General features: G+C 64.4%; 14 protein-coding genes. All 14 read right to left on the bottom strand.

Features of this window, described 5'->3' with window-relative positions; all coding sequences use genetic code 11:
* Positions 1-41 precede the first annotated feature (41 nt).
* The 14 genes from O3298_RS08385 to O3298_RS08320 all read right to left on the bottom strand — a co-directional run bounded on the left by O3298_RS08385 (position 42) and on the right by O3298_RS08320 (position 13887).
* Positions 42-1340 carry an NAD(P)/FAD-dependent oxidoreductase gene (locus O3298_RS08385; RefSeq protein WP_251348150.1) on the bottom strand — a complete coding sequence of 433 codons (1299 nt, stop codon included), beginning with the start codon at positions 1338-1340 and terminating at the stop codon, positions 42-44.
* Positions 1341-1355: 15 nt separating this feature from the next.
* On the bottom strand, positions 1356-1862 hold the full coding sequence (locus O3298_RS08380) for a hypothetical protein (RefSeq protein WP_289914187.1): 507 nt from the start codon (positions 1860-1862) through the stop codon (positions 1356-1358).
* Between the two features lie 93 nt (positions 1863-1955).
* The gene (locus O3298_RS08375; RefSeq protein ID WP_305059011.1) at positions 1956-2729 is read right to left on the bottom strand and encodes a transporter; all 774 of its coding nucleotides are present in this window, start codon (positions 2727-2729) and stop codon (positions 1956-1958) included.
* A 78-nt stretch (positions 2730-2807) separates the two neighbouring features.
* Positions 2808-4463 carry a methyl-accepting chemotaxis protein gene (locus O3298_RS08370; RefSeq protein ID WP_289914186.1) on the bottom strand — a complete coding sequence of 552 codons (1656 nt, stop codon included), beginning with the start codon at positions 4461-4463 and terminating at the stop codon, positions 2808-2810.
* A gap of 196 nt (positions 4464-4659) precedes the next feature.
* Positions 4660-6042, bottom strand: a complete 1383-nt coding sequence (locus O3298_RS08365) for a multicopper oxidase family protein (protein WP_305059010.1) — start codon at positions 6040-6042, stop codon at positions 4660-4662.
* Between the two features lie 2 nt (positions 6043-6044).
* Positions 6045-7403, bottom strand: coding sequence for a TolC family protein (locus tag O3298_RS08360; protein WP_305059009.1), 1359 nt, complete (start codon positions 7401-7403; stop codon positions 6045-6047).
* 1 nt (position 7404) lies between these two features.
* Positions 7405-7746, bottom strand: coding sequence for a hypothetical protein (locus O3298_RS08355; RefSeq protein WP_289910635.1), 342 nt, complete (start codon positions 7744-7746; stop codon positions 7405-7407).
* A 127-nt stretch (positions 7747-7873) separates the two neighbouring features.
* The gene (locus tag O3298_RS08350; RefSeq protein ID WP_305059008.1) at positions 7874-8308 is read right to left on the bottom strand and encodes a hypothetical protein; all 435 of its coding nucleotides are present in this window, start codon (positions 8306-8308) and stop codon (positions 7874-7876) included.
* A gap of 45 nt (positions 8309-8353) precedes the next feature.
* Entirely contained in the window at positions 8354-8887 is a 534-nt protein-coding gene (locus tag O3298_RS08345) for a hypothetical protein (RefSeq protein ID WP_251348143.1), read from the bottom strand.
* Positions 8887-8979, bottom strand: a complete 93-nt coding sequence (locus O3298_RS08340; RefSeq protein WP_306558458.1) for a DUF2474 family protein — start codon at positions 8977-8979, stop codon at positions 8887-8889. The genes O3298_RS08345 and O3298_RS08340 overlap by 1 nt, the downstream gene beginning before the upstream one ends.
* Positions 8980-9017: 38 nt before the next feature.
* Positions 9018-10025, bottom strand: coding sequence for a cytochrome d ubiquinol oxidase subunit II (cydB, locus tag O3298_RS08335; protein WP_289914182.1), 1008 nt, complete (start codon positions 10023-10025; stop codon positions 9018-9020).
* Positions 10015-11448 carry a cytochrome ubiquinol oxidase subunit I gene (locus tag O3298_RS08330; protein ID WP_099667343.1) on the bottom strand — a complete coding sequence of 478 codons (1434 nt, stop codon included), beginning with the start codon at positions 11446-11448 and terminating at the stop codon, positions 10015-10017. The genes cydB and O3298_RS08330 overlap by 11 nt, the downstream gene beginning before the upstream one ends.
* A gap of 154 nt (positions 11449-11602) precedes the next feature.
* A complete protein-coding gene (locus tag O3298_RS08325) occupies positions 11603-13153 on the bottom strand; it encodes a sensor domain-containing diguanylate cyclase (RefSeq protein WP_305059007.1) in 1551 nt (516 codons plus the stop codon).
* Positions 13154-13329: 176 nt separating this feature from the next.
* Complete coding sequence (locus tag O3298_RS08320) at positions 13330-13887, bottom strand: NADPH-dependent FMN reductase (RefSeq protein WP_099667341.1); 558 nt, start codon at positions 13885-13887, stop codon at positions 13330-13332.
* Between the last annotated feature and the right edge of the window lie 79 nt (positions 13888-13966).

Genomic DNA, 13966 nt, shown 5'->3' with positions numbered 1-13966 from the left:
CCCCTTGTTTGATCCGGCGCAAACCGTTTACTGCAGCGCGATCAGTGCAGCTTGACTTGCGGCGTGCTGCGCTTGATCAGGAAGCGGCCCATGGCCATGACGGCCGTGCGCACGCTGCCCAGCACGGCATTGTGGTGCATCAGGTGCAGGCTCACATACATCATGCGCGCAACAAAGCCTTCGACGAACCAGCTCAGGCCCTTCAGCGAACCCATCAGGGTACCCACCGAGGTGGTGCGGCCGAAGGACACGAGCGAACCGTAGTCCAGGTATTCGTACGGCTTGGTTTGCGGCGGCTTGCCCTTGGCTTGCAGCAGGAACGTTTTCAGCAGGTAATCGGCTTGCTGATGGGCAGCCTGGGCGCGCGGCGGCACCAGCTTGCCATCCGGCCCCATGCAGGCGGCGCAGTCGCCCAGCGCAAAGATATTCGCATGGCCCTGCACGTTGAGCATGCCCGTCACTTCCAACTGGCCGGCGCGGTTGGTCGGCAAGCCCAGGGTGGACAGGAATTCCGGCGCGCGGATGCCGGCGGCCCACACGCAGATGTCGGCCGCATAGCTGGTGCCGCTGGCCACCGTCACCTTGTCGGCTTCGATGGTGGTGACGCGCGTATCGGTCACCACGGTGATGCCGTGCTGGTGCAGCAATTTCGAGGCGGCGATGGAGACGCGCTCGGGCAGCGGCGCCAGGATGCGCGGCGCCCCTTCCAGCAGAGTGATGCGCACATCCTTGATGGCGTTGAGATTCTGGAAACCATACGCGGCATACACGCCGCTCGCTTCGCGCAATTCGGCCGCCAGTTCCACGCCCGTGGCGCCGCCGCCGATGATGACGATGTCGACGCCGGGATGGCCCGCGTCGCCCTGGCGCTGCTCGGCCATGGCCAGCAGTTTCAGCAGGGTCAGCCGGAAACGCTCGGCGTCTTCCGTGGCATTCAGGGAAATCGTGTTTTCCTGGGCGCCGGGCACGCCGAAGTAATTCGAGGTGCTGCCCACGGCCAGCACCAGCTGGTCGTAGCTGACAGTGCGTTGCGGCAAGAGTTGCTCATCCTTGTCCGTGGCGATGGCACCCACGGTAAGGCTGTTCGACGCGGCGTCGAGTGCGATCAGGGGGCCATAGACATAGGTGAAACCATTGTCATGCGCCAGCATCTGGTATGACAGGCCCTCTTGATGAATGTCCAGGGTGCCGGCCGCCACTTCATGCAGCGACGGCTTCCAGATATGGTACAGGCGGCTGTCGACCAGGGTGACCTGGCCGGCGCCGAGCTTGCGGCTGAGTTTACAGGCCAGCTCCAGGCCGCCTGCACCTCCCCCTACGATAACGATTTTACTATGCAAAGATCCTCCTGCTTGTTAATCCCTGTGCCCGTTGCCGTTGCCATTGCCATGACCGTTGCCATGGCCCTTGCCTGGCTTGTCATCATGCTTGTCGCGCTTGCCTTCATGTTTATCGCGCTTGTCATCATGCTTGTCATAGTGGCCGCGATCACGGTCATGGTCCCGGTAGTCGGGACGGCCATGGTCGCCATGCTGCTGGCGGTAACGGGGCACATATTGGTTGTTATACCAACTATCTTGGACGAAATATACCTCTTGGTTACAGGCATTATACTTGCGGCAGTGCTTGGACCAGTGTTTCGCATGGCCGGGCGGCACGCGCAAATAGATGGGGCGCGCCGAATAGTATTGCGGGCGCTGCACGATGACGGGCTGGGCATAGATCAATTGCGGCGCTGGATAGTCGCCTATGTCGATGCGTCCGTAAAAGCCCGGCTGGCCGACGGTGACGGAGACGCCCACCTGGGCGACGGCAGCGGTAGCGGCCGACAGCAAGACGGCGGCAAGAATCAGGGTTTTCATGGGGACACTCCTTTTATCAGTTATGCCGCAATTGTAGACCTTGTGCAACCAACTGTTTGTTCGCAAGGACACATAAGGATTGCCGTGGCAATCTCACCACAGCTTACCCAAAGGCACGACCACGCCGCTGAACAGCGACCAGTCCGGCGACGCCGCCGTCAAGCCGCGCGCCATGCCGATATCGAAGGCCAGCCGCGGCGTGGGACTGTAGGTGGCGGCCAGCAAGAGCTGCGCCGTGGCCGGCGCGCCGCGCAAGCGCGTGCCCGACACTTCCGCCGTGGCGCCCCAGCGCTCGCTGACGGGTGTGGAAAAGGAGGTCGCCCAGCCCGTTTGCACCCTGCCGGTATGCGGGTCGGCTGCGCCCAGGCGCGTGGCGTTCAGGTTGGCGTCCATGTGCACGGCGCCCAGGTCGCGGCTGAAAATGCCGTTCAGCGACACGTCGCTCTTGCCGCTGCCGATGCTGTCCTTGGCCGTGGGCAACTTCCAGCCCAGTTCCAGGCCCAGCGCCGTGGCGCTGTCGAGCAAAAAGGCGCGCTTGAGCACGACCGTCGTGTCGCCCACGCCCGTTTCGCGGCGCCCCGTGTCGTCGCGCGCGCGCACGAAGCCCTCGCCTTCGAGCAACACGCCCCATTCCGGGCTGAACGCCAGTTTGAACGTGTACGGCAGGCTGGCGCGGCGCGTGCCGTCCGTTTTCGACAGCAGGCCGCCCGCCTCGAATTCCAGCTGGCCCGGCACGGGCAGCTGGGCGGGACTGGCCACGGAAGGCCGGTACGGCAGCACGGGATCGCCCTCCTGCGCCTGCGCCAGCGGCGGCAGGGAGAGCAATAACACGGAGAAACACAACAGCGGCAGGGAAGAAGACGGCATGGGAAACCCGGAAGTGGCAAACGCGCAATAACGACAGCCTACCACCGCCGCGCCGATTGCGCCCGGACCCGCCCCATTTCAGGCCAGGCGCCGCACGCCCTGCCTGGCGGCCGGCACCGGCCGGCGCAGCGGCGTGACATTGCTGGACGCCGGCACGGCCATCTGTTGCGCCTGTGCATGCAGGCGGAACACGCCCACCAGTTCCGTCAGGGTCTGCGCCTGGTCCTGCAGCGATTCGGCGGCCGCGGCCGCCTCTTCCACCAGGGCCGCGTTTTGCTGCGTCACCTGATCCATCTGCAGCACGGCCTGGTTGACTTGCTCGATGCCGGCGCTTTGCTCGGCGCTGGCGGCTGTGATTTCCTGCATGATGTCGGCCACCTGGCGCACGCTGGTGACCACTTCATCCATCGTCTTGCCCGCGTCATGCACGAGTCTGGAGCCGATTTCCACCTGCTCGACGGAGTCGCCGATCAGAATCTTGATTTCCTTGGCGGCACTGGCCGAGCGTTGCGCCAGGTTGCGCACTTCGGACGCGACGACGGCAAATCCGCGCCCCTCCTCGCCCGCCCTGGCCGCTTCCACGGCCGCGTTCAAGGCCAGGATGTTCGTCTGGAAGGCGATGCTGTCGATGACGCTGATGATGTCGACGATCTTGCGCGACGACGCGTTGATCGATTCCATCGTCTGCACCACCTGCCCCACCACGGCGCCGCCCTTGCCCGCCACGTCGGACGCGGCGCCGGCCAGCGCATTGGCCTGGCGCGCATTGTCCGCATTCTGCCGCACGGCCGACGTCAGCTCTTCCATCGACGACGCCGTTTCTTCCAGCGAACTGGCCTGCTCTTCCGTGCGGGACGACAAGTCGAGGTTACCCTGGGCAATTTCGCCCGAGGCCGTGTTGATGGTGTCCGTACCCGAGCGCACCTGGCTGACGATGCCCACCAGCTTGTCGCGCATGGTTTTCATGGCAAACAGCAGGCTGGCGCTGTCGTGGCTGGCCGTACGGATATCGACGGTGAGGTCGCCCTCGGCGATGGCGCCGGCGATCTTGACGGCATACGCCGGTTCGCCACCGAGCTGGCGCGTCAGTCCGCGCGTGATCAGCGCCCCCAGCGCCAGGCCCGCCGCCACGCTGCCCAGCACCAGCGCAATCATGAAGCTGCGGCTGGCCTGGTACACGCCGGACGCCTGCTCGGAAGCGGCCTTGGCGCGCTCTTCCTTCTGCTGCGACAGCTTGTCCAGCACGCCGTCGAGTTCATCGGCATGCTGGCGCGTCTTGTTGAGCAGTTCAGTCAGTTGCGCGCTGCGCTGGGCCAGCGGTTCGGCTGCCGCCAGGGTCAGCGCCTGCTGCATGGTGGCGATATATTCCGCTTCGACGGCGGCGAAGCGCGCAAACAGTTCCTTGGCGGCCGGCGTGACGAACAGCGGCTCCGCCTTGGCAAGGTAACTTTTATTCAAGTCGAGGAATTTGGCGATGTCGGCCTGGCGCGTGGCGCGCTCCTCGGCGGTCGTGGCCAGCAAGAAGTTGCTGCGCGCGCGGCCCACCTTGATCAAGGCGATGTTGGCTTCCTTGATGTACGACAAGCCCAACAGTTCATGGTTGTACATCTGCCCCGCCATGGTATCGATCTTGCCCATGTTGAAGATGCCGATGCCGGCCACGATGGCCCCCATCAGCGCGACGCAAAAGAATGCCGCCAGCAAGCGCGTTCCCACCTTCATCCGGTTCAACATGATTTCTCCCATAGACTGGCCGATACTCGATGCAACTGGAGCGTACTGGCTTGAATATAAAGAAAAAACACGGAAAAAAATGCTCGGATTGTCACCAAACAACAATTCCTTGATTTATAGCAACATGCAAAACGGCTTGCCATGCTAGGCAAGCCGTTCGGGCATGGGCTTGGCGCCCCTCCGTTAATGGCCCGCGTTAATGGCCCGCGTGTGCGCCAGGTTTGCGCACAGTCATCTCGACGCTCCCCTTGGCCGGCAGCTTGCCCGTACCCTGGCCGCGCACGGGTTCCGGCAAGGCGCCCGTCCATTCATAGGCCACGCTGCCGGCCGGGTGCTTGTACCAGCCCGGATCGCGGTAGTCGCCGGTTTTTTGATCCTTGCGCACCTTGACCGTGGTAAACATGCCGCCCATGCCGATGGCGCCGAAGGGGCCGTCGCCCGCCATCATCGGCAAGGTATTGTCGGGAATCGGCATCTGCATCTCGCCCATATCGGCCATGCCCCGTTCGCCCATCACCATGTAGCCGGGCACGAGCTGGTTGATCTTCGCCGCCACGCCCTGGTGGTCGACGCCGATCATGGTGGGCACGTCGTGTCCCATGGCATTCATCGTGTGGTGCGACTTGTGGCAGTGGAAAGCCCAGTCGCCGAGGTCCGTGGCCGTGAATTCCACGGCCCGCATCTGGCCCACGGCCACGTCCGTCGTCACTTCGGGCCAGCGCGATTCGGGGCGCGTCCAGCCGCCATCCGTGCCCGTCACCTCGAATTCATGGCCATGCATGTGGATCGGGTGGTTCGTCATGGTCAGATTGCCCACGCGCACGCGCACCTTGTCGCCCTGGCGCACGACCATGGGGTCGATGCCGGGGAAGACGCGGCTATTGAAGGTGAACAGATTGAAATCCGTCATGGTCATGATCTTCGGCGTGTAGCTGCCGGGATCGATGTCGTAGTTGCTCAGCAAGAAGACGAAATCGCGGTCCACCTTCATGAAATTCGGGTCTTTCGGGTGCGTGACCCAGAAACCCATCATGCCCATGGCCATCTGCGTCATTTCATCCGCGTGCGGGTGGTACATGAAGGTGCCGGGCCGCTTGGCGACGAATTCATAGACGAAGGTCTTGCCAGGAGGAATGCCCGGCTGGGTCAGGCCCGTGACGCCGTCCATGCCGTTGGGCAAGCGCTGGCCATGCCAGTGCACGCTCGTGTGTTCGGGCAACTTGTTGGTGACGAAAATGCGCACGCGGTCGCCCTCCACCACTTCGATGGTGGGACCGGGCGACTGGCCGTTGTAGCCCCATAGATTGGCCATCATGCCGGGCGCCAGTTCGCGCACGACGGGTTCGGCAACGAGGTGGAATTCCTTGACGTTGTTGTTCATGCGCCAGGGCAAGGACCAGCCATTCAGGGTGACGACGGGGTTGTACGGCCGCCCGTTCGGCGGCGGTGGCGGCGCCTTGGTGTCCGCGCCGGCCATGCTGACGGCTTCCGGCAGCGATGCCGCGCCCACGCGGCTCACCGCTGCCGCACTCAGGGCGACCGCGCCCGCATTCATGAAAAAGTTTCTACGTGTAATCATCATTATTCCTTGTTGGCAGGGCCGCTGCCATTGATGGCGCCTTGCAGTTCAGTTTGCGCAATCCAGAAATCGCGCTGGGTGTCGATGGCGCCGTTGACGCTGGCAACTTGCTCACGCGCATCGGCCAGCAGTTCGAAGACGCTGGCCAGCATGCCGTTGTAACGCAGCAATACTTCATGCGAAATCGTCTTGCGCAGCGGCACGACTTCATCGCGGTAGTGGCGCGCCAGGTCATAGGCCGTGCGGTAGCTGGAATACGCCTCGCGCACTTCCGAGCGGGCCCGTACTGCCGTGCCCGCCGTGCGCTGCAGCGACTGCTCATACAAGGCTTGCGCCTTCGCATTGCGCGCCGAGCCCCAGTCGAACAGGGGCAGCTCCAGCGACACTTCGTAGCCGTTTTCACGGGGCGCCTCGCTCGTGCTCTTGTTGGTGTAGCCCACGTCGAGCACGTTGATGAAACCCGTCACCTTGGACAGGCCCAGCGCGCTGGCCGTCGCATGCGCGTCGAGTTTACTCATCTGCACGTCGAGGCGCTGCTCCATGGCTTGCGCCTCGATATTGCCCGCCTCGGCTGGCTTGGCCGGCAAATCGGGCAAGCGCGACGGCAAAGTGAACGTCGTCTGCTTGCCCCACAGGCCCAGCAAGCGCGTCAGGTGCTCGCGCGTGGCCGTGGCCTGGTGGCGCGCGCGGGCCAGGTCGCCGACGGCGTCCGCGTAAAACACTTGCTGGCGCGCCTGGTCGAGGCGGCTCCAGTTGCCCGCCTGCTGCAAGCGCGTGGCCAGTTCGGCGCCCGCCTCGGCCGACAGCAGCGCCCGCTGCATGAACTGTTCCGTCTGCACGGCAGCCACCGCGTTGAAGTAGGCGCGGCGCGTATCCGACGCCAGTTGCACGGCGCTGCCGGCCGCTTGCAGCTTGGCTTGCTCGAAACGGCCCCGTTCGATGTTCACGCGCATCGGCATGGTCAGCAAGCCGGCCAGGTCGAAGCTGACGCCGCGGTCGATTTCATTGCCGTGACTGCCATGCGAGCGGCCGAACGACAGGCCGGGATTGCGCAAGCGCCCCGCCTGCACCAGGTCCGCCTCGGACGCGCCCAGCTCGGCCAGCGCCACTTTCATGCTGTGGTTGTTCATCAGGGCGATGCGCACGGCGCCATCCGCGTCCAGGGGCTGGGCCAGCAAGGCCGCCAGTTTTTCCTCGCCGCCCTTGTCGGCCAGCGCCTCGGGCGCGCCCGTGCGGGCGTCAGCCAGCGCGGACACGGCCTGCATGCCGCCATCGGCGCTGAAGCTGGCGCAGCCGCTGAGCAGCAGGACGGCCGCCAGCGCCAGCGGCGTGAGGCAAGTTGATTTGGTGAAACGTGGCATGTCAGTGTCCTTCGTGCTGATGTTGCGGGGCCGGCTGGGCATCGGGCTTGGGGCTGGGCTTATCCATCGGCATCGTGTGGCCCTTCATGGCATGGCCTTCCATCTTGTGGCCTTCCATCTTCATCATGCCCATGTGGCCGCCGGCCTTGCCGACCTTGTCGTTGACGGCGCGCCAGGCCTGGTCGGGCGTGGCATCTTCCTCGGCGGCGGGACGGTAGCCGGCGAAGGCGGAGCGGTAAGTGGTGGCCGGCACGGAGGCTTGCGCCTCTTGCGGGGCGGGCTGTGACTGCGCTGCGGCGGCCAGCGGCAGCACAGCCAGCGCAAAGCTGAACAGGTATTTCATGGTATTCCTTGAAGAACAGGGTATGGCGCGGCGGGCGCGCGACTGGAACGCTGGCGCGGCCGGAACACGGTGCACGATACAAGCTGCAGGGACGTGCGACGGCGGCACCGCCAGGTTCAACGGGCGGTCAGGCGGAGCGCGTGCTTCTCGGGGGACGTTCGGGACCGGACGGGATATGCCCGGCGAACAGGGAATCGGGCGCCAGCGCCGGGGGCGGCGCGCGCAGGGTCAGGGCATGCAGGGGCGGCATGCCGGGCGGCGCCGCGGCGCCCACGGTGCAGGCGCCATGGTTGCTGCAATCGTGGCCATGGTGCATGGCGCCGCCATCGTCCATGGCCATTTTCATCGGCTGGTCCGCCATCCGCATGTCAGCCATGTCGGCCATGTCGGCCATGTCGTGGCACTGGGGCGTTGGCAGCGCCTCGACGGCGACCGTGACCACCGCCGCCAGCTCGTCCACGCAGCAGCTGCGCATGGCCGACGCAAAGCCCTGCATGGGCAGCGTGACGGCCAGCAGCCAGAGCAGCGAGCGGGCGAGAAAGCGGGAAAAGGCACGGTTCATGACACCACTATAAACCTTCCCACATGAGGAAGGTCAAGTCCCTATTCACGCTCGCCGGCCATGCGTCAGCCAGATCACGTACACGCCGTAATAGCCCTGCCCTTCGAAGATGACCTGGCCATCGGCAAACGACACGGTCTGCACTTGATTGACGGTGAAGTACGCGCGGCCGTCCGCCGCCTCGACATCGCCCCAGTAGCGTGCGTGCAGGGGCCGGTAGCCGCTGGCGCGCCCGATCGCATCCATCACATCGCCGATCATGAAGTCGAGCAGCATCCCGGCCAGCAGCGGCCGGTGGCCCGCCAGCATGGCCGTGATGTCGGGATAGCCGGCATGCATCAACTCGGGCAAGTCGCTTTCCTCGTACTGCAAATCGTCTTCGCGGCAAGTCTGGAGAAAACTGTTGAACGGCTCGTCGAGCAAGCCCGCCAGCGCCGTTTCCGGCACGCTCAGGCGGAACGGATGCAGCGGCAGCGCGCTGTGCTGGCCGTAATTGAGTCCGCGGCAGCCGAGGAAGGCCAGCGGATGGCGCCGGCCGCCGACCTCGCAGCGGATGCCGGATGCTTGTCCGTCCGCCATCAGCTGCCCATCCCCGCCGCCCGCATCAGCAGGCGCATCGCCCAGGCCGCCAAGCCCAGGGTCGCCACGCTGGCCAGCCAGAGGCCGGCCATCCAGGCCAGTCGTTTCCACCATGTCTGTTGTCCTTGCATCAGTGATAGCCATCTTCCGGCAGGACTTTGCCACGAAACACATAATATGACCACACCGTATACATCAGGATCACGGGAATGATGAACAGCGCGCCCACCAGCGTAAAGCCCTGGCTTTGCGGCGGCGACGACGCTTCCCAGATCGAGACCGATGGCGGGATGATGTGCGGCCACACGCTGATGCCCAGGCCCGTGTAGCCGAGGAAGACGAGCGCCAGCGTGCACAGGAACGGCGCCGCCTGCCGCCCCTGCCGCAGGGAGCGCAGCAGCAGCCAGCCCGCGCCCAGTACCAGCAGCGGCACGGGCAAAAACCAGAACAATTGCGGCAGCGCAAACCAGCGCGCGGCGATGGCCGGATCGACCAGCGGCGTCCAGACGCTGATGACGGCGATCACGCCCAGCAGCAGCCAGACGAGCACGCGCGTGAGGCGCACGGCGCGCGCCTGCAGGCGGCCCTGCGTCTTCATGATCAGCCAGGTGCTGCCCAGCAAGGCATACGCCGCCACCAGCCCGGCGCCCGTGAACAGGGAAAACGGCGTGAGCCAGTCCAGCGCGCCGCCCGCATAGCTGCGGTTGACCACCGGCATGCCCTGGATGTAGGCGCCCAGAGTCACGCCCTGGAAGAAGGCGGCCGCCACAGAGCCGGCGATGAAGGCCTTGTCCCACACGTGGCGCTCGTGCTCGCGCGCCTTGAAGCGGAATTCGAAGGCCACGCCGCGGAAGATCAGGCCCATCAGCATGAAGCTGAGCGGCAGATAGCAGGCGCTGAGCACGACGGAATACGCGAGCGGAAAGGCCGCCAGCATGCCGGCGCCGCCCAGCACCAGCCAGGTTTCATTGCCATCCCAGACGGGCGCCACCGTATTCATCATCACGTCGCGCTCGCTCTTGTCCTGGAAAAACGGATACAGGATGCCGATGCCCAGGTCGAAACCATCCATCACGACGTACATCATGATGCTGAACAGGATAATAATGGCCCACAGTAGTGGCAGATCAATGCCCATGCGAATGTCCTCCTTGCGCTTGCTCTTCCAGATGCGCGGCCGACATCGGCCGTGCAGGCGTGCGTTCCTGGCCGGGGCCGCCATGCTCGACGCTCTCCCCTTCGTGCGGCTGCGGCCCCACCCGGATCAGGCGCAGCAGGTAGCCGATGCCCGTGCCGAACACGGCAAAATAGATGACGATGAACAACAGCAAGGTGATGCCCAGCTGCGTGGCGCCGTGGGCCGAGACGGCATCCTCCGTGCGCAGCAAGCCGTACACGGTCCACGGCTGGCGGCCGATTTCCGTCGTGTACCAGCCGGCCAGCATGGCCACCAGTCCGCTCGGTCCCATCCACAGGGCGCAGCGCAGGAACAGGCGCGAACGCCACAAGGTATTGCGCCAGCGCAACCATGCGCTCCAGATGCCCAGCGCGATCATCAGCATGCCCAGCCCCGCCATCAGGCGGAACGACCAGAATACGACGGCGGAAGGGGGCCGGTCGCGCGGCGCGAATTCCTTCAGGGCGGGAATCGTGCCATTCCAGTCGTGTGCGAGGATCAGGCCGCCCAAACGGGGGATTTCCACCTTGTACAAGGTTTCTTCGCGCGCCATGTCGGGCCAGCCGAACAGGATCAGCGGCGTGCCTTCGTTGCCCGTGTTTTCCCAGTGGCCTTCCATGGCGGCCAGCTTGGCCGGCTGGTGCTCGAGGGTATTCAAGCCGTGCACGTCGCCGATGACGGCCTGGATGGGCGCGACGACCAGCAGCATGGACAAGCCCATGGTCATCATCTTGCGGATGGCCGCGTTGTCGTTGCCACGCAGCAAATGCCAGGCGGCCGACGCCACCACCAGCAAGGCCGTGGCGAGGAAGGCGGCCACGCTCATGTGCAGCAGGCGGTACGGAAACGAGGGATTGAAGATGACAGCCAGCCAGTCCACGGGTACAACGCGCCCGTCGATGATTTCATGGCCCTGCGGCGTCTGCATCCAGCTGTTCGAGGCGATGATCCACGTGGCCGAGATCAAGGTGCCCAGCGCCACCATGGCCGTGGCGAACATGTGCAGGCCGGGCCCCACGCGGTGCCAGCCGAACAGCATCACGCCGAGGAAGCCCGCTTCCAGGAAGAAGGCCGTCAGCACTTCATAGGCCAGCAGCGGCCCCGTGATGCTGCCCGCGTAATCGGAAAAGAAACTCCAGTTGGTGCCGAACTGGTAAGCCATGACGAGGCCGGAAACGACGCCCATGCCGAAGTTGACGGCGAAGATCTTCGACCAGAAATGGTACAGGTCGCGGTACACGCCGTCCTGCGTGCGCAGCCACGCCGCTTCCAGCACCGTCAGGTAACTGGCCAGGCCGATCGTGATTGCAGGAAAAATGATGTGGAACGAGATGGTGAAGCCGAACTGGACGCGCGCCAGTTCCAGTGCCGTAAGCCCTAACATGTGTTGCCTTCCCGACGTGTGACGTCTGTTTTACCCAGGCCTCCACTCTAGGCTTTCCGGGTAAAACATAACAGACTCAGAAACGGGAGAAAACATAGGATCAGTTTGACGTTTGCCGAATGACAAGATCAAACCGCTCCAACGGAAAACCGCGTCAGGCGGGCTCCGTGATGCCCACGCAATTGCGGCCGTTTTCCTTGGCCACGTACAGGGCCGCATCGGCGGCGCGCAGCACGGCGTCCGTGCTGCCCGCTTCCTGTTCCGACGACACGACGCCCAGCGATATCGTGACCAGGCCCGCGCCGGGAATCACGGCGGCGGCCACCTTGGCGCGCAAGCGCTCGGCCACCTGCATGGCCACGTCGAGGTCGGCATCGGGCAGCAGCATGATGAATTCATCGCCGCCATTGCGGCACAGCACGTCGGCATCGCGCGAACAGGCGCGCATCAGCTGCGCCAGTCGCAGGATGACTTCGTCGCCCACGGCATGGCCCCAGCGGTCGTTGACTTGCTTGAAATGGTCGATGTCGATGGCGATGACGGAAAACGGCCGCGCCTGCGCCTGCCACGCTTCCAGCGCCGCCGCCATGCCGCGCCGGTTCGACAGGCCCGTCAGCGGGTCCGTCTGCACGTCGGTCTTCAACTTGCCGATCTTGTTCTGCAACAATGCCAAGCCTTTCAGCAAGGCTTTCTTGATTTGCGCCGCCTCCACGTACCACGAGCGGATGGCGGCGATGTGCTCGGCCGTTCCGGGCGCATCCATGCGCCGCGCGCCTTCGGCCAGCTGCACCAGGGGCCGTGAAATCAGGCTGGCCAGCCACCAGATGAATGGCAGGCTCAGCAAGGCGATGGGCAGCGAGTGCCATACCGTGTTCGCCATCAGCTGGTTCAGCGGGGCCAGGGTCATGGCCGTCGGGCGCTGCGCCACGATGCCCCAGCCCGTCGACGGCATGATGGCGTAGCCGGCCAGCATGTCCACGCCCAGGCTGTTGTTCATGCGCCGGTTGCCGCCGCCCTGCTGGGCGATGATGGCGTCGATGACGTCATTGCTGCCGGCCACGTCGCCCAGGCGGTCGGGGTCCGGGTGGTACAGCAGGCGCCGGTTCTGGTCGACCACGTACAGGTAGGAGCCGTCGCGGTAGTAATGCTGGCCCAGCATGGTGTACAGGATGTTTTTCTGTTTCAGGTAAATGCTGCCGCCCACGTAGCCCAGGTAGCGGCCATCCTTGCCCAGGATGGGATGCGAAATGAACACGACCAGGTTGCCGGCCGACGACATGTACGGCTGCGTCACCAGCGGGCGCCGCTCGCGCAGCGCCTGGATGGCGCCGGCCGAATCGAGCGTGCGGTTTTTCAGGGCCAGGGTTTCCGGCGACACGCCCAGCACCTTGCCCTGGGCATCGACGATGAGCACGGAATTGAAACTGTTCGTTTGCAGACGCAGGCGTTGCGCCTCGTCCGTCAGCCATTGCTCGTCGCCCATGCGCGAAGGCAGGCCGCCCGCGCTGTAGGCCAGCTGCTGACGCGCCGATTGCAGGAAATCCTCGGCCGTGCTGGCCAGCTTGCTGGCATACGCGTGGTTCGCTTCCAGGGTGGTATCGATCAGCAGCTGGCGCTGCACGCTGTAGCTGGCGTAGAAGGTATTGGCCAGGGACACCAGGGCGCTGGTAAAGGCCACGAGCACGATCAAGCGGCGCAAATTCATGCGCAGAACAGGTTTAGTCCACATGGGGTCGACAAGAAATGGGATGGTCGGGAAAGTATTGCGCTAAAGAAAGGGCGCATTATACCGAGACACCCGTGCCAATATTGAAATCTTGGCATCAATGGTCAAAGAATGTGTACAAGCGGCAACGCCAAGCGTTGCCGCCTTGACATGCATCAAGCGTGGATGGCGTGTTTACGGACCCAGTCCACGTAGCGCTGCATCCAGCCCTGGAAGAAACCCAGGCTGGCCGGACCGATGCCGCCATGCTCGTCGAACAGGCCTTCCTTGGCCTGGATAAACATTTCAGGCTGTCCCAGCAGCGGCACGTCCAGGTAGGCGAGCACATTGCGCAAATGCTGCTGCGCCAGGGCCGTGCCCGTGGCGCCGACGGAAACGCCGAGCACGGCGCCCGGCTTGCCGCCCCACACGCTCTGGCCGTATGGACGCGAGCCCTGGTCGAGGGCGTTTTTCAGCACGCCGGGAATCGAGCGGTTGTATTCGGGGGTGAGAAACAGCAAGGCTTGCGATGCGGAAATTTCCGATTTCAGGCGCAGCACCTGCTCGGACTGCGCGCCATCGTCATCCTGGTCGTACAGCGGCAAGTCGCCGATTTCGATGTGCTTGAAGGAAAACTCGGGCGGCGCCAGCTTGATGATGGCGTCGGCCAGCTTGCGGTTGAAGGAATCCTTGCGCAAGCTGCCGACGATGATAGCAACGTTATATTGACTCATATATATCCCCGATGATGGTGAAAAAATAGCCCTGGAGTGAACTTCACTGCAGGACTATCTTGCCACACAATCATCGGGT

The sequence above is a fragment of the Janthinobacterium sp. SUN137 genome, assembly GCF_030587265.1.
In the GTDB taxonomy this organism is placed as follows: Bacteria; Pseudomonadota; Gammaproteobacteria; order Burkholderiales; family Burkholderiaceae_D; genus Janthinobacterium; species Janthinobacterium kumbetense.
The sequence above is the reverse complement of the archived record's forward strand: the minus strand, read 5'-3'. Positions and strand labels throughout refer to the sequence as shown.

Bases quoted from the DNA above. Each gene is read 5' to 3' on its own strand.
- O3298_RS08375 (WP_305059011.1), bottom strand. From the start codon at position 2,729: ATGCCGTCTTCTTCCCTGCCGCTGTTGTGTTTCTCCGTGTTATTGCTC.
- O3298_RS08350 (WP_305059008.1), bottom strand. From the start codon at position 8,308: ATGAACCGTGCCTTTTCCCGCTTTCTCGCCCGCTCGCTGCTCTGGCTG.
- O3298_RS08370 (WP_289914186.1), bottom strand. From the start codon at position 4,463: ATGTTGAACCGGATGAAGGTGGGAACGCGCTTGCTGGCGGCATTCTTT.
- O3298_RS08360 (WP_305059009.1), bottom strand. From the start codon at position 7,403: ATGCCACGTTTCACCAAATCAACTTGCCTCACGCCGCTGGCGCTGGCG.
- cydB (WP_289914182.1), bottom strand. From the start codon at position 10,025: ATGGGCATTGATCTGCCACTACTGTGGGCCATTATTATCCTGTTCAGC.
- O3298_RS08340 (WP_306558458.1), bottom strand. From the start codon at position 8,979: ATGGCCGGCCTCTGGCTGGCCAGCGTGGCGACCCTGGGCTTGGCGGCC.
- O3298_RS08330 (WP_099667343.1), bottom strand. From the start codon at position 11,448: ATGTTAGGGCTTACGGCACTGGAACTGGCGCGCGTCCAGTTCGGCTTC.
- O3298_RS08345 (WP_251348143.1), bottom strand. From the start codon at position 8,887: ATGGCGGACGGACAAGCATCCGGCATCCGCTGCGAGGTCGGCGGCCGG.
- O3298_RS08325 (WP_305059007.1), bottom strand. From the start codon at position 13,153: ATGAATTTGCGCCGCTTGATCGTGCTCGTGGCCTTTACCAGCGCCCTG.
- O3298_RS08365 (WP_305059010.1), bottom strand. From the start codon at position 6,042: ATGATTACACGTAGAAACTTTTTCATGAATGCGGGCGCGGTCGCCCTG.
- O3298_RS08320 (WP_099667341.1), bottom strand. From the start codon at position 13,887: ATGAGTCAATATAACGTTGCTATCATCGTCGGCAGCTTGCGCAAGGAT.
- O3298_RS08355 (WP_289910635.1), bottom strand. From the start codon at position 7,746: ATGAAATACCTGTTCAGCTTTGCGCTGGCTGTGCTGCCGCTGGCCGCC.
- O3298_RS08380 (WP_289914187.1), bottom strand. From the start codon at position 1,862: ATGAAAACCCTGATTCTTGCCGCCGTCTTGCTGTCGGCCGCTACCGCT.